Raw genomic sequence first — 16892 nt, forward strand, 5'->3', positions numbered from 1 at the left:
CACCCATTCGCGCAAAGTCTTCCGGAGTGACGGTGATCTCACCGGAATTCCTCCGGTTCATCTGCCGGTGACCGACTTGACCGTTTGGTTTCTCCCAATGGCGCACCGGCGGTCACCAAATGGTCACGATCAATCTTGTCGGCTGGCCCGGATAGTGGGATGGTTCGTACAGTCTGGCGGTCAGACACAGACAGGGGTTACTGCTCGGTACGGGAACGCTGCCGGTCGATGGGGGCCGGAAGTGTCGTACCGAGGTGTGCTCCGAGGAGGACTTGTCCACATGAGGAAGTCACGAGCAGTGGTTCTCACTGCTCTCGTCTCGAGCGCAGCGGTCATCATGGCCGCCTGCTCGACACCAGGACAGAGCGACACCACGACCACCGCTGCCACGACTCCCAGTGCCGCGGAGAGCAGTGCGACCGGCGGCGGCAGCGCCACCAGCGAGCCGACCGGGTCCGCTTCCGCGTCGACCAGCGCGACCGGCGGTGCCGGCACCGCCGGTGACTGCGCCGGCACCCCGCACGGCGCCTACGACGACCCGGGTGCCGCCACCGGCGCCGTGACCGTGGGCTACAACGAGATCTCCACCTCGTTCAACGGTCTGACCGGACACGGCAACTCGGTCTACAACTCGAACGCGATGTACCTCCTCCAGGCCCAGGCGTCGTACTACGACAAGGACCTGACCCTGGTCAACAACGACTCGTTCATCACCTGCGAGACGGTGTCCGAGGACCCGCTGACGGTGAAGTACACGGTCAACGCGGATGCCAAGTGGTCGGACGGCGTGCCGGTCGACGCCAACGACATCCTGCTCGCCTGGATCGCGCAGAGCGGCAACTTCAACACCGCCGAGGCCGAGTACGACGAGGACGGCAACCTGATCCCGTCGACCGACAACGTCTCCTTCGACGCCTCCAGCCCGGGTCTGGCCCTGATCAAGGACTTCCCGGAGATGAGCGACGACAACAAGTCGATCACCTTCGTCTACTCCGAGCCGTTCGTGGACTACAAGCTGACCCTCGTCGGCCAGCTGGTCCCGGCGCACGTCGTGGCCCAGAAGGCGCTCGAGATCACCGACGCCACCGAGGCCAACGCCGCGCTGGTCAAGGCCGCGCAGGACAAGGACAAGGCGTCGCTGATCAAGATCGCCAACTTCTGGAACACCGGTTTCGACGCCACCTCGCTGCCCAGCGACCCGGCGCTGTACCTGTCCAACGGTCCGTACATGCTGACCGACTGGGCCGAGAACCAGTTCATGACCTTCAAGGTCAACCCGGACTACACCTGGGGCCCGAAGCCGGCGATCGAGCAGATCACCATCCAGTACGCACCGGACCCGACCGCGGCCGTGCAGTCGCTGGCCAACGGTGAGCTGCAGATCATCGAGCCGCAGGCCACCGCCGACGTGCTGAAGGGCCTGCAGGCCCAGGAGCCCAACGGCATCACCACGGTCAACGGCAACGGCGGCACCTACGAGCACGTCGACCTCGTGTTCGACAACGGCGGTCCGTTCGACCCCAAGACCTACGGCGGCGACGAGGACAAGGCGAAGGCCGTGCGTCTGGCCTTCCTGAAGGCCATCCCGCGTCAGGAGATCATCGATCGCCTGATCAAGCCGCTGAACCCGGAGGCCACGGTCCGTGACTCCTACCAGTTCGTGGCCGGTGCCCCGGGCTACGACGAGGTCACCGCGGCCAACGGCATGGCGGACGCCTTCAACGGCAACATCGACGAGGCCAAGAAGATCCTGGCCGATGCCGGTGTCTCCACCACCACGCCGATCGACGTGCGCTTCATGTACGCCGACAACAACCCGCGGCGGGCCAACGAGTACCAGCTGATCGCGAACGCGGCCAAGGAGGTCGGGTTCAACGTGGTCGACGGCAAGAACGCCGACTGGAGCTCGCAGCTGTCCAACACCAAGATCTACGACGCCTCGCTGTTCGGCTGGCAGAACACCACCACCGGTGTCTCGCAGATGCCGCCGAACTACCTGGGCAACATCGACGGTGCGTGGGCCGGCCAGAACAACTTCGGCCACTACAACAACGAGGACGTCAACACCTGGATGACGGACCTCAACACCACCACCGAGACCGATGCGCAGGTCAAGCTGATCTCCGACACGGAGGCCCAGCTGGTGGCGGACGGCTTCGGCACCACGATCTTCCAGCACCCGGACATCGTCGGTTTCGATTCCACCAAGGTGACGGGCGTCGGGTCGATCCCGGTCGTGCCGGCCGTGTTCTACAACTTCTGGGAGTGGAAGATCGCCGGCTGACGTCGGTGTTCCTACCGTGACCTGGTGCTGCGGCCGGGAGGTGGTTCCCCCACTTCCCGGCCGCAGCCGGTTGCGACACAATTCCCGGAAAACTGTGGCCCGGTGATGTCCGCGTGAACCACGCGCCGTCCCCGGGCCCGCGCGAGAGGTCGGTCCACCCGTGTTGACCTTCATCGTCCGGCGGGTCATCGCCGCCTTCTTCCTCACCCTGGGTGCCACGGTCATCGCCTGGTTCCTGGTCATCAACTCCGGAGACCCGCTCGAGGCCGCTCGCGGCATCTCCGACCCCACCCGCCGCCAGACCGCGATCAACGGCATCACCGCGGCGCTGAACCTGGACGTCAACCCGGTCGCCCGGTACTTCATCTGGCTCAAGGGTGTCGCCGGCTGCTTCATCGGCCAGTGCGACTTCGGCACCACCACCGGGCTGGTCCCGGTGACGAACGCCCTCGGCTCCGCGCTGCTGTCCTCGCTGCGCCTGGTCACCGCCGCCACCGTGCTCGCCGTCGTGCTCGGTATCGCGATCGGCATCATCTCGGCGCTGCGGCAGTACTCCGGCCTGGACTACACCGTCACCTTCCTGTCGTTCCTGTTCTTCTCGCTCCCGGTGTTCTTCATCGGCGTGATCCTGAAGGACCTGATGGCGCTGCGGTTCAACACCTTCCTGCAGGACGGCGCGCAGTACAGCTGGGGCTGGATCATCGCGATCGGCGCCTTCATGGGCCTGGTCGCCTTCTCGTTGATCCCCGGCGAGCTCAGACGCCGGCTCGCCATCGGCGGCGCGGTCGGCATCCTGTTCTTCGTGATCATGTACGTGGTCACGGTGACCCAGTGGCTGCTCGACCCGAGCCTGGGCATCGTCGGTGTCGCGATCATCTCGGTGCTGCTCGGCCTGGGCATGACGACGCTGACCTCCGGCCTGGCGAACAAGAAGTCGCTCTACACGTCGATGACCACGGTCGCCGTCGGCATCGCCCTCTGGTACCCGCTGCAGTACTTCTTCTACGAGGGTTTCGACTTCCTCAAGCTGCTGCTGCTGCTGGTCGTCGCCATCGCCGTGGGCATGGGCATCGGCTACCTCTACGGCGGCGACGACAAGGGGCTGTCCGCCCGCAACGGTGGGCTCACCGCGTTCTTCACCGGCCTGGTCATCTTCATCGACCGGCTGCTGCAGGCGTGGAAGAGCTACTCGGAGAACCCGGCGATCAACGGCCGGCCGATCCGCACCACGCTGCCGGCCACACCCAACCTGCGCGGTGACTTCTGGATCCAGACCACCGACATGCTCACCCACCTCATCCTGCCGACGATCACCCTGATGTTGATCTCGCTGGCCGGGCACTCGCGGTTCGCCCGCTCCAGCATGTTGGAGGTGATGAACCAGGACTACATCAGGACCGCCCGGTCCAAGGGCCTCACCGAGCGCACCGTCGTCATGCGGCACGCGTTCCGCAACGCCCTCATCCCGATGGCCACCGTCGTCGCCTTCGACATCTCCGGTCTGATCGGCGGCGCCGTGCTCACCGAGACGGTGTTCGGCTGGAAATCGATGGGTTCGTTGTTCCAGACCGGCCTGACCCAGTCGGACCCGAACCCGGTCATGGCCTTCTTCGTGGTCAGCGCGCTGATCGCGGTCCTGGCCAACCTCCTCGCCGACATCGCCTACGCGGCCCTCGACCCACGAATCAGGCTGAGCTGATGACGATCAACACCCCTCAGGACCCGCACGAGACCGATCCGCTGCCGGTGGACCCGGGCGACGAGACGACCCTGGAGCAGAAGGAGGTCGCCGGCCTGTCCCAGGGGCAGATCGTCCGGCAGCGCTTCCTCCGGCACCGCGGCGGGATGATCTCCGTCGGCATCCTGATCCTGATCCTGCTCCTGGCCGCGACCAGCATCGGCTGGGGCCCGATCCCGGGCTGGTGGAAGTACACCTACTTCGACACCTACGCCCCGCCGGAAGGTGCCCGGGCCACGCTGTCGGTGCTGTGGATCGGCGGCCACGACTTCTTCTCGATGGGCGGCTTCCCGTTCGGCGCGGACGGCGAGCGCGGCTACGACAACTTCGCCCAGGTCATGCGCGGCATCCAGCAGACTCTGGTCATCGTGGTGGCGATGGGCATCATCTCCACCGTCATCGGTGTGGTGCTCGGCGCGCTGGCCGGCTACTACCGCGGCTGGGTCGACTCGGTCGTCATGCGGTTCACCGACCTGATGATCACCCTGCCGATCATCCTGGTCACCGCGGTGCTGGGCCGGACCCTCGGCTTCACCGGTGTCTGGTCGGTGGCACTGGCCCTCGGCCTGCTGTCCTGGACCTCGCTGGCCCGGCTCGTCCGCGCCGAGTTCCTGACCCTGCGGGAGCGCGAGTTCGTCGATGCCGCACGGGTGGCCGGAGCGTCGGCGCCGCGGATCATCTTCAAGCACATCCTGCCGAACTGCGTCGGCGTCATCGTCGTCAACGTGACCCTGACGGTGTCCAACGGCATCCTGGTCGAGGCAGCGCTGTCGTTCCTCAACTTCGGCATCCAGTTCCCGGACGTCTCGCTCGGGTCGCTGCTCTCGCACTACCAGGGCCGCATCCTCACCGGCGAGCCCTACCTGTTCCTGTGGCCGGGCGTCTTCATCATCCTGATCGTGCTGTGCCTCAACTTCATCGGTGACGGCCTGCGCGACGCCTTCGACCCGCGGCAGAAGCGGATCCCCAAGGCGCGCGAGCTGCGCGCCACCCGGGCGAAGGACCGCGCCGAGGAGACCCGGATGTCCACCGCGATGGGCCCCGGCGACCTGAAGGACCCGCTGTGAGGCGCCGCTCGTCGCGGGGTGTGTCAGACCAGCAGGGTCAGCACGCACAACGCGATCAGCACGCCGCCGATCGACAGGCTCAGCACGTGCCAGCGCACCGGCACCCGGGTGTGCTCGAGCTGCGGGGCGTCCAGGTGGCCGGCCTCACGCAGTTCGGCCCACTGCCGGCGGACGGCGAGAGCCGCGGCACCGGAAGGGGAGTCGGGATGGTCCCCGGGCCGGATCCCACGGGCCAGGTCCACCGAGGCCGCGGGCAGCGCCTTGGCCTCGCGCATGGTCATCCGCGCGGTGGCGACGCCGCCGGGTGCCGGCGCGGCCCAGGCGGTGTAGGTGCCGTACGCGGTCTGCAGGGTCAGTGCCCACTTCGTGTCGACGGCCTGCAGGGCCGGCCAGGGGACGTCGATCGTGCGGGTCACGTTGACCAGGTGCACGCCACCGACGTCGACCGCCACCCGCGGGTTCCAGAAGCTTGCCCACACGGCGCCGGACAGCAGCAGCAGCCAGGGCAGCGCGCCCACGGCGGCCGGCCAGCCGGAACCGACGATCACCACCACCAGCACCACGGCGGACACCGCCCACACCCCGACGGACAGGATGCGGCCGAACAGCGGCCGGAACTGCTGGACACCTGCGGACGATGCTGCCATGGGCCCCATCGTGGCACGCGCGCCACCGTCGAGGCCCCCGGCTCGGTGGCCACCGGCACGGAAGGACTCACCCGATGACCCAGACCGCACCCGACCTGAGCAAGCCGGCCGGCGGCCGCGACACCGTGCTGCGGGTCCGTGATCTCGACATCGACTTCTGGGTCGGCGGGACCTGGTACCCGGCGGTGCAGCGGGCGAACTTCGACCTGGCCGCCGGCGAGGTGCTGGCGATCGTCGGCGAGTCCGGCTCCGGCAAGTCCACCACCGCGATGGCGATCCTCGGCCTGCTGCCGAAGAACGCGCACGTCGACGGGTCCATCAAGCTCGGCGAGCGGGAACTGGTGGACGCCTCCCAGCGCACCTACCGCTCGATCCGCGGCAAGGACGTCGCGGTCATCTTCCAGGAGCCGATGACGGCGCTGAACCCGGTGTACACCATCGGTTTCCAGATCGCCGAGATGCTGCGCAGCCACCGGGCGATGTCACCGAGCGCCGCCCGGAAGCGGGCGATCGAGCTGCTGAAGATGGTCGAGATCCCGGACCCGGAGAAGCGTGTCGACGCCTATCCGCACCAGCTGTCCGGCGGCCAGCGCCAGCGCGCGATGATCGCCCAGTCGCTGGCGATGGACCCGAAGCTGCTCATCGCGGACGAGCCGACCACCGCGCTGGACGTCACCGTGCAGGCCGAGATCCTCAAGCTGATGCGGGATCTCAAGCACCGCATCGACGCCTCGATCATCCTGATCACCCACGACATGGGTGTGGTGGCCGACATGGCCGACCGGATGGTGGTGATGAAGGACGGCCGGATCGTCGAGGAGGGCACCTCCGAGGCGATCTTCCGCGCCCCGCAGCAGGACTACACCCGGACGCTGCTCACCTCGGTGCCGCACCTCGGCGCGATCGTCGCCGCGGAGAGCGGCACCACGGTCGAGGAGATCGCCGAGGGGCTGGACGTCGAGCACACCGGTGAGGAGGCGCTGGCCGCGCACGCCGGCGTCGACCCGACCAACCGGGCGTCGGTGGACCCGTCGGTGCCGATCGTGGTCGACCTGCGCGAGGTGGCCGTCGAGTACCCGAAACGTGGCCGCTCCCCGGCCTTCCGGGCGGTCGACGGGTTCAACCTGCAGATCGGCCAGGGCGAGGTCGTCGGGCTGGTGGGGGAGTCGGGATCCGGCAAGACCACCATCGGCCGGGCACTGGTCGGCCTACTGCCGTTCGTCGAGGGCGACGCCACCGTCATCGGCCTGCCGATGCGGGGCATCAGCCAGTCGGCGCTGCGGCCGATCCGCCGCGACGTCAGTTTCGTCTTCCAGGACCCGGGCTCCTCGCTGAACCCGCGACTCCCGGTCGGCGAGTCGATCGGCGAGCCGCTGCTGCTGCACAAGGTGGCCACCGACAAGAAGGCCCGCTCCAAGCGGGTCGAGGAGCTGCTGGACCAGGTGCAGCTGCCGCGGGCGCTGCGCAACCGCTACCCGCACGAGCTGTCGGGTGGGCAGCGGCAGCGCGTCGGCATCGCCCGGGCGCTGGCGCTGAGCCCGAAGCTGCTGATCGCGGACGAGCCGACCTCGGCGCTGGACGTGTCGGTCCAGGCCCGGGTGCTCGACCTCTTCCAGGAGCTGCAGGCCGAGGCCGGGTTCGCCTGCCTGTTCATCTCGCACGACCTGGCCGTCATCGAGATCCTCTGCCGCCGGATCGCGGTGCTGCACCACGGCCGGCTGGTCGAGCAGGGCACCCGCGAGCAGATCCTCACCGACCCGATCGAGGACTACACCAAGCGGCTGCTGGCCGCGGTGCCGGTGCCCGACCCGGCCGAGCAGCAGGTCCGCCGGGAACGGCGGGACCAGCTGCTGGCCGCGGGCGTGGGCGTGGAGAAGGACGAGTTCCAGGTCTTCTGACCCGGCTCATTACTGTGGGGTGGTGACCACCGGCACCACCCCACGGCGCACCCTGCTCGCCGTGCACGCCCACCCCGACGACGAGTCGATCACCATGGGCGGCACGCTGGCCGACCGGGTGTCGGCCGGCGACCGGGTGGTGCTGGTGACCGCGACCCTCGGCGAGGAGGGCGAGGTCATCGGCGACGAGCTGCAGGGCCTGGTGGCCGGGGCCGCGGACCAGCTCGGCGGCTACCGGTACACCGAGCTGCGCGCGGCCTGTGCTGCGCTCGGCGTCGTCGACCACCGGATGCTCGGCGGCCTCGGGGCCCACCGGGACTCCGGGATGGTCGGCACCCCGTCCGCCGACCACCCGCGGGCCTTCGTCCGTTGCCGGCGCGGCGGCCCCGGGCACGCCGCCGCGGTGGCGGAGTTGGTCGAGGTGCTGCGGGATGTGCGTCCCGATGTGCTGCTGACCTACGACGCCGACGGCGGGTACGGCCACCCGGACCACCTGGCCGCGCACGAGGTGGCGGTGGCCGCGGCGGCGCAGGCGGGGGTGCCCCGGGTGCTGGCGGTGGTGAAACCCGTTGCGCCGTACCGGATCGCGCTCACCGCACTCGAGGTGCCGGCGGGATACCTCACGGCCGGCGACGGCGATCTCGGGTTCTTCGTGGAGGACGAGCTGGTGGGCGTGGCGGTGCCGGTGACCGACGGCGGGGCGCGGGCCCGGTCCGCTGCGCTGGCCGCCCACGCCACCCAGGTCGACGTGCTCGGCGCGGATGCGTTCGCGCTCTCCAACCGGTTCGCCCAGCCGCTGCTCGGGCGCGAGTACTTCCGGGTGCTGTCCGGACCTCCGGTCACCGACCGGACCGACCTCTACGCCGGCCTGTGACCGCGCCCTTCACGGAGCAGCAGCCGGAGCCCGTGGTTCCGGAGCCGGTCGCGGACGTCCGCCGCGGCGGGCCCGCCGACTGGGCGCTGGTGGTGCTGGTGTGCGCGGTGGCCGCGCTGACCGCGTTGGTCTCCGTCTTCCAGTTGCCGCAGCACCTGGGCGCGGTGCCGTTCCCGGTGTCGGTGCTGCTGGTGGGCGCCGTGCTGGCCTGGGCCCCGCGGGCCTGCCACGGGCTGACCGGCTCGGTGCTCGGCGCCGGGGCGCCGGTCATCGTCTGGTTCCTGGTCACCGCCTGGCTCGCCCTCACCCGCAACGCGATGTACCGGGCGCCGGTGTCGGTGTCCGACTGGCGGATGTACCTGCTGATCGGGGTGGGTGTGCTGGTCGCCGCCTGGACCCTCGGCGGGCTGCTGGGCCGGGTCGCCCGGCCGCCGGCCGCCCCGCAGGTGTGACGGTCGTCTCGCCGGGGCCGTGTCAGGGCGGTGCCGGGCGCTCGGGATGACGGTTCCCGGCGGTGCGCGGGATAGATTGCAGGGGTACGGGCCCGATCGGACCGCCGCCGGTGGCCCGTCAGGACCGAGAACCTTCCGTGTAGGTGGAGAAACTGCCGTGACCTATGTGATTGCCGAGCCGTGCGTGGACGTCCTCGACCGGGCGTGTGTCGAGGAGTGTCCGGTCGACTGCATCTACGAGGGCGATCGCATGCTGTACATCCACCCGGACGAGTGCGTGGACTGCGGCGCCTGCGAGCCGGTCTGCCCGGTCGAGGCCATCTTCTACGAGGACGACGTGCCGGACGCCTGGGGCGAGTACACCCGCGCCAACGTCGACTTCTTCGACGACCTGGGATCGCCGGGCGGTGCCTCGAAGGTGGGCAAGGTCGGCAAGGACGACAAGTTCGTCGCCGGGCTCCCCCCGATGGGCGAGGACCACTGACCCCGTCATGACCACCTCGCTGTCGCCCGCCGCCCGGCTGCCCGAGTTCCCCTGGGACCAGCTGATCGGGGCCAAGCGAACCGCTGCGGCGCACCCGGGCGGGCTGGTGGACCTGTCCATCGGCACCCCGGTCGACCCGGTCTGCACACCGATCCGGCGGGCACTGGGCGACGCCGCGAACTCCCCGGGCTACCCGACGGTGCACGGCACCGACGCGCTCCGCCGCTCCTACACCGGGTGGCTGGCCCGGGCGCACGGGATCGACCACCTGGACGAGCGCGACGTGCTGCCGACCCTGGGCTCCAAGGAGCTGGTGGCCTCGCTGCCGGCGCAGCTCGGACTGGGCGCGGGCGATGTCGTGGTGATCCCGGAGATCGCCTACCCGACCTACGAGGTGGGTGCGCTGTCCGCCGGTGCCACCCCGGTCCGGTCGGACGGCCTGGCCGGTCTCGGCCCGGAACGGCCGAAACTGGTCTGGATCAACTCGCCGTCCAACCCGACCGGGCGGGTGCTGCCGGTCGAGCACCTGGCCAAGGTGGTCGATTGGGCGCGTGCGCACGGGGCCGTGGTGGCCTCCGACGAGTGCTACATCGATCTCGGCTGGGACGCCCAGCCGGTCTCGATCCTGCACCCGGACGTCAGCGGCGGTGACCACACCAACCTGCTGGCCGTGCACTCGCTGTCCAAGCGGTCCAACCTGGCCGGGTACCGGGTCGGCTTCGTCTCCGGCGACCCGGCGCTGATCGGTGACCTGCTGCAGCTGCGCAAGCACCTGGGATTCATGCTCTCCACCCCGATCCAGGCGGCCGCCATCGCCGCGTTGGACGACGACAGCCACGTCCAGGCGCAGCGCGGTCGCTACGAGCAGCGTCGGACGGCGCTGGCCGAGGCGCTGGAGTCCGCCGGCTACCGGATCAGCAACTCCGAGGCCGGGCTGTACCTGTGGGCGACCCGCGGCGAGCCGGCTGCGGCCACCATCGAGCGGCTGGCCGCCGACGGCATCCTCGCCGCTCCCGGCACCTTCTACGGGCCGGGCGGCGCCCAGCACGTGCGGATCGCGCTCACCGCGACCGACGAGCGGGTGCAGGCCGCCTGCGAGCGCCTGGCCGGCTGACGGCGTCTTCCTACTTCGACGCGGGATAGGCGTCGGCAGCGGCCTTCTCGACCGCCGCCCAGGCCTTCGGGTAGTCGGCGCGGGCCTGCACCCGGCGGGCCCGGCAGCGCTCGATGACCCGGCCGGCGGCGATCCCGCCCGCGGCACTGCCGGTCCCGGCGACCATCTCGCGCAGCCGGTCCTCCAGCACACAGGCGTCCTGGTGGTCGCCCAGCACCTCCTGGAAGTCGGCGAGGGCGGCGAGGAACCGCTGCACCTTCTTCTTCCGCGGCAGCAGCTCCGCGGTGTACCGGGCGCGCTTGCCGAGGATGCGCAGGTCGTGCAGGTCGTCGTCCGGCGGGTGCTCGCCGAAGGTCTTGTGCAGCTTGCGGCGGCCCTTGGCCAGCTTGCCCCACTCGGCGGAGGCCAGCTCCTCCAGATCCGCCCACGGGTCGGCGACCGGCGGACGGAACGCGGCCCGGTCCAGGTCGGCCAGCAGCGCGGCGTGCCCGGGATCGTCCAGCACCTCGATCAGCGCGGACCGGGCGGTGCCGCGCTCGTCGTCGAGGGCGCCGATCAGTCCTTCGAGGGCGGTGGAGTCCGGCTCCTCGAGCCCGGCGGCCTCGGTGTGCATCCGCTGGATCATCACGTCGAGGTCGCGCACCTGGCCCAGCGCGTCGGCGAGATCCTTGAGCTCGTCCCGGATCCCGCCGGAGGCGTCCGGGTCCAGCGCGGGCTTCGCGGCCTTGAGGTAGGCCCGGATGCGACGGGTCGCGACCCGCATCTGGTGCACGTTCTCGATGTCGCCGCCCGCCCGGCTACCGGCCTCGTGGGAGCGGATGCTCGACGTCGCCGCGGTGAGCACCCGGGCCAGCGCGTCGGCGATGTCGGTCGGGATCAGCCCGGGTCGGCGGGGCGCCGGCAACGGTTCCGGCAACGCCTCCTCGGCGGTCACCGGGTCGGCCGGGAGCAGGTCCGCCTCGTCGGCGACCGGCGCAGCCGGGTTGACCGGAGCCGGGGCGGCCGGAGCAGTGGCCCGTGTCGCCGCGATCGGTGCCTTCACCGCGCGCGACCGGCGCGCGGGCCGGGCCGCGGCGGGGGCCGGAGCGGCACTGTCGGCGGGCGTGGTCGCCGCGGCGGTCCTGGGGCGACGGGCCGGTCGGGCGGTCGGGGTCGCGCGCGCCCGCGCTGCCTTCGGAGCTGCTGCTGCCTTCGGAACTGCCGGTGCTGCCGGTGCGTCCGCCGGTGCCGCCGCGGCCGCCCGTGGGCGCCTGGTCCGCGGAGCCGGGGTCGCCGGCGCGGCCGGGACCGCAGCCGGGGAGTCGGAGAAGGCCGGTGCCGGTGCCGGGTTCGCTGCCGGCCGGCGGGAAGGTCGCTGGACTGCCACGGCGCGAGTATCCATCACGCAGGTGAACCCGCCGGTCCGGCCCGCCGGGCCTACTGGGTGTGCAGGATCTCGTTGAGCCCGCCCCAGCTGCCGGTGCGCGGCACGGCCTCGACCCCGCCGGTCAGCGAGTTGCGGCGGAACAGCAGCCCGGCCACCCCGGACAGCTCCCGGGCCTTGAGCGTGCGCGCCTGCTCGTCCGGCACCAGCAGGGTCAGCTTGGTCCCGGCGGTCAGGTAGAGCCCGGCTTCGACGACACAGCCGTCGCCGAGTGAGATCCCGACGCCGCTGTTCGCGCCGAGCAGGCAGCCGGCCCCGATCGTCACCTGCTCCTTGCCGCCACCGGACAGGGTGCCCATGATCGAGGCGCCGCCGCCCACGTCGCTGCCGTCGCCGACCAGCACGCCCTGCGAGATCCGGCCCTCGACCATGGAGGTGCCGAGGGTGCCGGCGTTGTAGTTGCAGAAGCCCTCGTGCATGACGGTGGTCCCGGCCGCCAGGTGCGCGCCGAGCCGCACCCGGTCGGCGTCGGCGATCCGCACCCCGGACGGCAGCACGTAGTCGGTCATCCGCGGGAACTTGTCGACGCCGAAGACGGTGAGCCGGCGGCCGGCGGACAGCGCCGCCAGCCGCACCTGCTCCAGCCGCTCCGGCGGGACCGGTCCGAGATCGGTCCAGGCGTTGTTCGGCATCAGCGCGAACACGCCGTCCAGGTTGATGCTGCGCGGGGTGACCAGCCGGGCCGACAGCAGGTGCAGCCGCAGGTACATGTCGGCGGTGCCGGCTGCCGGTGCGGCGAGATCCTCGATCTCCGTCTCCACGATCCGCAGGGTGACCTCACGGATCTCGTCGAACCGCTCCGCCGCCCGTAGGTCCGGCTGCGCGACCTCGGCCCGACCGGCGCCGGTCAGTGCCGGTTCCGGGTACCAGACGTCGAGCACGACGTCGTCGGCGGTGACCGTGGCCAGGCCGATCACCCGGGCGCCGGTGGTGGTGGAAGGCGTCTCGCTCATGAGCAACGACCCTATCGGGCGGGCACGGGCACCATGGACTTCAGCGGGACTACAGCAGGCACGACCCAGGGCAGGACCGGCGGACCGGGGAGACGGACATGGCCGAGCGGGTGTGGATGATCACGGGTGCGTCGTCCGGTTTCGGCCGGTCGATCGCGGAGGCGGCACTGGCCGCGGGGGACACGGTGGTCGCCGCGGTCCGGCGGCCGGACTCGATGGCCGACCTGGAGCAGCGGTACCCGGGCCGGGTCGGCGTGGTGGCGCTGGACGTCACCGACGCGACGCGGATCCCGGCGGCGGTGCAGGAGGTGCTGGCCGCCCACGGCCGGATCGACGTGCTGGTCAACAATGCCGGCCGCGGCCTGGTCGGGGCGGTCGAGGAGACCACCGACGAGGAACTGCGCGGCCTGATGGAGCTGCACTTCTTCGGGCCGGTGGCGCTGACCCGGGCCGTGCTGCCGTCGATGCGGGCACGGGGATCGGGCGCGGTGGTGCAGATGAGCAGCCAGGGCGGCCGGTTGTCCTTCCCCGGTGTCGGTGGCTACTCGGCGACCAAGTTCGCCCTGGCCGGCTGGTCCGAGGCGCTGGCCGGCGAGGTCGCCGGGTTCGGGATCCGGGTGCTCGTCGTGGAGCCGGGTGCGTTCCGGACATCGTTCAACGGGCCGCAGGCGCTGCTGGTGTCGGCCGGAATGCCCGAGTACGACGACCAGATCGCGCCGGTCCGCGACGGTCTCGCCGGCGGTGACGGGCAGCAGCCGGGCGACCCGGACAAGGCGGCCGCGGCGATCCTCACCGCGCTGGCCGCGGAGCGCACGCCGCTGCACCTGGTGGTCGGCAGCGATGCCGTGGCCGCGGTGTCCGCGAGCATGGACCGCACACGTGCCGAGCTCGACGAGTGGGCCGGGGTGGGCCGGGGCGCCGACATCGCCTGAGCCCCGGGCAGTCCGGGTCGGAGGCGGGGTCCAGGAGTCTCAGCCGGTCAGGGTCAGCGACACCCGGCCCGGGGCGGCCGGTGCGTCGGTGGCCGCCCAGCCGGCGGTGGTCCACCGGCGCGCGGCCACGGTGACGTCGGCGACGCCGTCGCCGGCGGCGTGCGCGACGAGCCAGCCGGCGAGCGCGCGGGCGGCATCGGTGTCGGACAGACCGGGCACCTGCGCGGACAGCACAGCGGCCCCGCCGGTGGCCGAGACCACCGTCAGGCCACCGAGTTCCGCCTGCGCGTCGGCGAGCAGCAGGCCGAGCGCGGCGTTCGCCTCCGCCGCCCCGGACACCGCGGTCCGGGTGGCGGTGACGGGGGAGGGCCCCTGTGCGCCGGCCCGGCAGCTCAGCGCCAGGTCGGCCGCGCCGGAGAGCTCGCGGACCAGGGTGGTCGCCGTCGGCTCCCACTTCGCGTAGGCGTCGGGGTAGCCGGAGTACTGCACCGCCTGCGCCGCGGCGGTCAGCGACATCGACTCCCAGCCGTCGACCTGCTCCAGGGCGTCGTAGAAGGCGTTGCTGGCGTACACCGGATCGCCGACCTGGGCCACCGTGCCCCAGCCCTGCGACGGCCGCTGCTGGAACAGGCCGACCGAGTCGCGGTCGCCGCCGGGCAGGTTGCGCAGCCCGGACTCCTGCCAGGCGGTGGCCACGGCGATGATCCGGGCCCGTTCCGGCAGCTCCCGGGACAGGCCGATCGCGTTGATGGTGGAGGCGTGCTGCAGCTGCACGGCGGTGAGCGAGACCGCCGGTGCGGTGACGATCTCGGTCGACGCGGTGGCGCTGGCACCCAGTTCGGCCTGCCCGGCGGCACCGGCGCCGGTGGTCTGCGGCCCCTCGACCACGACGGTGACGTCCGGTCCGGGCACGGCCGGGACCGAGCACTCGGCGGACGAGGTGCCCTGCGGTCCGCGGACGAAGATGACCACCCAGACGACCGCCGCTGCGACCAGGGTCACCACCAGGGCGGCCACCAGCCACACCACCGATCTGCGCATTCGGCAACGGTACTGTGCGCTTCCATGAGCGCCGCCGTACCGCGTCTGGACCTGCACGCCGACCCCGCCGACCTCACCCGCACCCTGGTCGACATCCCGTCGGTGTCCGGCGACGAGCAGCTGCTGGCCGACGCCGTCGAGCAGGCGGTGCGCGGTCTGGGCCGGTACGAGGTGCTGCGCTCCGGCAACGCCGTGCTGGTCCGGTCGGATCTGGGCAGGCCGACCCGGGTGCTGCTGGCCGGGCACCTGGACACCGTGCCGATCGCCGGCAACGTGCCGTCCCGGACCGAGGGCGATGTGCTGCACGGCTGCGGCACCACCGACATGAAGTCCGGTGACGCGATGCTGCTCCACCTGCTCGCGACGCTCGAGAACCCTTCCCGCGACCTGACTGTCGTGTTCTACGACTGCGAGGAGATCGAGCACGAGCGGAACGGCCTGACCCGGATCGAGCGGGAGCACCGGGACTGGCTGGCCGCGGACCTGGCGATCCTCGGCGAGCCCACCGACGGCAAGGTGGAGGCCGGCTGCCAGGGCACGCTGGCGGCCTGGGCGACCGTGCGGGGGCACCGCGCGCACTCGGCCCGGTCCTGGATGGGCGTCAACGCGATCCACGGCGCGGCCGACGTGCTGCAGCGGCTGGCGTCGTTCCCGGCCCGCGAGGTCGACATCGACGGGTGCGTCTACCGGGAGGGCATGAACGCCGTCGGCATCACCGGAGGCGTCGCGGGCAATGTGATCCCGGACGAGTGCCGGGTGCGGATCAACTTCCGGTTCGCGCCGGACCGGTCGGCGGAGCAGGCGGTGGCGGTGGTACGGGAGCTGCTGGACGGCTACGAGGTCGAGGTGGTCGACGTGGCAGCCGGTGCGCTGCCCGGACTCTCGGCCCCGGCGGCGGCGGAGTTCGTCGCCGCGGCCGGCGGCACCCCGAGCGCGAAGTACGGCTGGACCGATGTCGCGCGGTTCGCCGCCCTCGGCATCCCGGCGGTCAACTACGGCCCGGGCAACCCGTCGCTGGCGCACACCCGCGAGGAACACGTGTCGCTGACCCAGATCCGGGAGATGACGGAGACGCTGCGCTCGTTCCTGGCCTGATCCCTGGCACCGGTCACTACTGTTGCGCGTGTGACGAACACCGAACAGCCTCCCGGCGAGCGGGTCCCCACCGGCGAGAAGATGCGCGGCCCGGTCGTGCTGCGCGGCGAACAGAGCCGCAGCGACTCGACCACCGACCAGCGGCTGCTGGACTCCCGCGGTCCGTCGGACTGGGTGCACACCGACCCGTGGCGGGTGATGCGGATCCAGGCCGAGTTCGTGGAGGGATTCGGCGCGCTGGCCGCGGTGCCGCGTGCGGTCACCGTGTTCGGCAGTGCGCGCACCAAGCCGGACCATCCGCAGTACGCCCTGGGGCAGCGGATCGGGGCCGCGTTGGCGCAGGAAGGTTTCGCGGTGATCACCGGCGGCGGACCGGGGACGATGGAGGCGGCGAACCGCGGTGCCAAGGAGGCCGGCGGGATGTCGATCGGCCTGGGCATCGAGCTGCCGTTCGAGCAGGGCATCAACCAGTACGTCGACCTGGGCATCAACTTCCGGTACTTCTTCGCCCGGAAGACCATGTTCCTCAAGTACTCCCAGGCGTTCGTCTGCCTGCCCGGCGGTTTCGGCACGCTGGACGAGTTGTTCGAGGCGCTGACCCTGGTGCAGACGAAGAAGGTCACCAAGTTCCCGGTGGTGCTCTTCGGGTCGGAGTACTGGGGCGGGCTGGTCGACTGGATCCGCACCACGGTCGCAGGCAACGGCAACGTCTCGCCGCCCGACCTCGACCTGATCCACGTCACCGACGACGTCGACGACATGGTGCGGGTCGTGCACGACGCCTACGCCGCCTGGGAGGCCGCGCACTGACGGCTGCGTGACGCCCGCGGGAGATCCGGACATCCGGCGCCCAACCAGGCGGAACCGAACCGGCCGGGATGTCGTCGGAG

15 protein-coding genes are annotated in these 16892 nt (G+C 71.2%); 11 read left to right on the forward strand and 4 right to left on the reverse strand.

Annotated elements, in window-relative coordinates:
* Positions 1–280: 280 nt before the first annotated feature.
* The 3 genes from GIS00_RS03045 (at position 281) to GIS00_RS03055 (ending at position 5089) form a co-directional block, all read left to right on the forward strand.
* Entirely contained in the window at positions 281–2284 is a 2004-nt protein-coding gene (locus tag GIS00_RS03045; protein ID WP_154766898.1) for an ABC transporter family substrate-binding protein, read from the forward strand.
* Positions 2285–2444: 160 nt separating this feature from the next.
* Positions 2445–3983 (forward strand): ABC transporter permease, encoded by a 1539-nt coding sequence (locus tag GIS00_RS03050; protein ID WP_322097406.1) that lies wholly within the window; start codon positions 2445–2447, stop codon positions 3981–3983.
* Positions 3983–5089, forward strand: coding sequence for an ABC transporter permease (locus GIS00_RS03055; RefSeq protein ID WP_154766899.1), 1107 nt, complete (start codon positions 3983–3985; stop codon positions 5087–5089). The genes GIS00_RS03050 and GIS00_RS03055 overlap by 1 nt, the downstream gene beginning before the upstream one ends.
* Before the next feature lie 23 nt (positions 5090–5112).
* Here the strand turns inward: GIS00_RS03055 and GIS00_RS03060 are convergent, their stop codons facing one another.
* A complete protein-coding gene (locus tag GIS00_RS03060; RefSeq protein WP_196073091.1) occupies positions 5113–5736 on the reverse strand; it encodes a PH domain-containing protein in 624 nt (207 codons plus the stop codon).
* Positions 5737–5861: 125 nt separating this feature from the next.
* On the opposite strand from GIS00_RS03060, the gene GIS00_RS03065 reads away from it, so the two are divergent.
* The 5 genes from GIS00_RS03065 to dapC all read left to right on the forward strand — a co-directional run bounded on the left by GIS00_RS03065 (position 5862) and on the right by dapC (position 10558).
* Positions 5862–7634, forward strand: coding sequence for an ABC transporter ATP-binding protein (locus tag GIS00_RS03065; protein WP_407666784.1), 1773 nt, complete (start codon positions 5862–5864; stop codon positions 7632–7634).
* Between the two features lie 22 nt (positions 7635–7656).
* Positions 7657–8508 (forward strand): N-acetyl-1-D-myo-inositol-2-amino-2-deoxy-alpha-D-glucopyranoside deacetylase, encoded by an 852-nt coding sequence (gene mshB / locus GIS00_RS03070; RefSeq protein WP_322097408.1) that lies wholly within the window; start codon positions 7657–7659, stop codon positions 8506–8508.
* The gene (locus tag GIS00_RS03075; protein ID WP_196073092.1) at positions 8505–8960 is read left to right on the forward strand and encodes a hypothetical protein; all 456 of its coding nucleotides are present in this window, start codon (positions 8505–8507) and stop codon (positions 8958–8960) included. The genes mshB and GIS00_RS03075 overlap by 4 nt, the downstream gene beginning before the upstream one ends.
* Before the next feature lie 157 nt (positions 8961–9117).
* Positions 9118–9444, forward strand: a complete 327-nt coding sequence (gene fdxA / locus GIS00_RS03080) for a ferredoxin (protein ID WP_322097409.1) — start codon at positions 9118–9120, stop codon at positions 9442–9444.
* A 7-nt stretch (positions 9445–9451) separates the two neighbouring features.
* Entirely contained in the window at positions 9452–10558 is a 1107-nt protein-coding gene (dapC, locus tag GIS00_RS03085; protein ID WP_154766904.1) for a succinyldiaminopimelate transaminase, read from the forward strand.
* A gap of 10 nt (positions 10559–10568) precedes the next feature.
* Here the strand turns inward: dapC and GIS00_RS03090 are convergent, their stop codons facing one another.
* Both GIS00_RS03090 and dapD read right to left on the reverse strand, forming a co-directional pair.
* On the reverse strand, positions 10569–11600 hold the full coding sequence (locus tag GIS00_RS03090; protein WP_196073093.1) for a CHAD domain-containing protein: 1032 nt from the start codon (positions 11598–11600) through the stop codon (positions 10569–10571).
* Between the two features lie 374 nt (positions 11601–11974).
* The gene (gene dapD / locus GIS00_RS03095) at positions 11975–12934 is read right to left on the reverse strand and encodes a 2,3,4,5-tetrahydropyridine-2,6-dicarboxylate N-succinyltransferase (RefSeq protein ID WP_154766906.1); all 960 of its coding nucleotides are present in this window, start codon (positions 12932–12934) and stop codon (positions 11975–11977) included.
* A gap of 98 nt (positions 12935–13032) precedes the next feature.
* Between dapD and GIS00_RS03100 the strand changes: the two genes are divergently transcribed.
* Positions 13033–13866 carry an oxidoreductase gene (locus tag GIS00_RS03100; RefSeq protein ID WP_154766907.1) on the forward strand — a complete coding sequence of 278 codons (834 nt, stop codon included), beginning with the start codon at positions 13033–13035 and terminating at the stop codon, positions 13864–13866.
* A gap of 39 nt (positions 13867–13905) precedes the next feature.
* On the opposite strand, the gene GIS00_RS03105 is transcribed toward GIS00_RS03100, so the two are convergent.
* A complete protein-coding gene (locus GIS00_RS03105; protein WP_154766908.1) occupies positions 13906–14907 on the reverse strand; it encodes a hypothetical protein in 1002 nt (333 codons plus the stop codon).
* Positions 14908–14931: 24 nt separating this feature from the next.
* Between GIS00_RS03105 and dapE the strand changes: the two genes are divergently transcribed.
* On the forward strand, positions 14932–16002 hold the full coding sequence (gene dapE, locus GIS00_RS03110) for a succinyl-diaminopimelate desuccinylase (RefSeq protein WP_154766909.1): 1071 nt from the start codon (positions 14932–14934) through the stop codon (positions 16000–16002).
* 81 nt (positions 16003–16083) lie between these two features.
* On the forward strand, positions 16084–16812 hold the full coding sequence (locus GIS00_RS03115) for an LOG family protein (protein WP_154767836.1): 729 nt from the start codon (positions 16084–16086) through the stop codon (positions 16810–16812).
* Positions 16813–16892: the final 80 nt, after the last annotated feature.

It is taken from the genome of Nakamurella alba, assembly GCF_009707545.1.
GTDB classification, from domain to species: domain Bacteria; phylum Actinomycetota; class Actinomycetes; order Mycobacteriales; family Nakamurellaceae; genus Nakamurella; species Nakamurella alba.

Coding starts and splice junctions, on each gene's coding strand:
- GIS00_RS03055 (WP_154766899.1), top strand. CDS start 3,983: ATGACGATCAACACCCCTCAGGACCCGCACGAGACCGATCCGCTGCCG.
- GIS00_RS03100 (WP_154766907.1), top strand. CDS start 13,033: ATGGCCGAGCGGGTGTGGATGATCACGGGTGCGTCGTCCGGTTTCGGC.
- dapD (WP_154766906.1), bottom strand. CDS start 12,934: ATGAGCGAGACGCCTTCCACCACCACCGGCGCCCGGGTGATCGGCCTG.
- GIS00_RS03115 (WP_154767836.1), top strand. CDS start 16,084: ATGCGCGGCCCGGTCGTGCTGCGCGGCGAACAGAGCCGCAGCGACTCG.
- dapC (WP_154766904.1), top strand. CDS start 9,452: ATGACCACCTCGCTGTCGCCCGCCGCCCGGCTGCCCGAGTTCCCCTGG.
- dapE (WP_154766909.1), top strand. CDS start 14,932: ATGAGCGCCGCCGTACCGCGTCTGGACCTGCACGCCGACCCCGCCGAC.
- GIS00_RS03045 (WP_154766898.1), top strand. CDS start 281: ATGAGGAAGTCACGAGCAGTGGTTCTCACTGCTCTCGTCTCGAGCGCA.
- GIS00_RS03060 (WP_196073091.1), bottom strand. CDS start 5,736: ATGGCAGCATCGTCCGCAGGTGTCCAGCAGTTCCGGCCGCTGTTCGGC.
- GIS00_RS03105 (WP_154766908.1), bottom strand. CDS start 14,907: ATGCGCAGATCGGTGGTGTGGCTGGTGGCCGCCCTGGTGGTGACCCTG.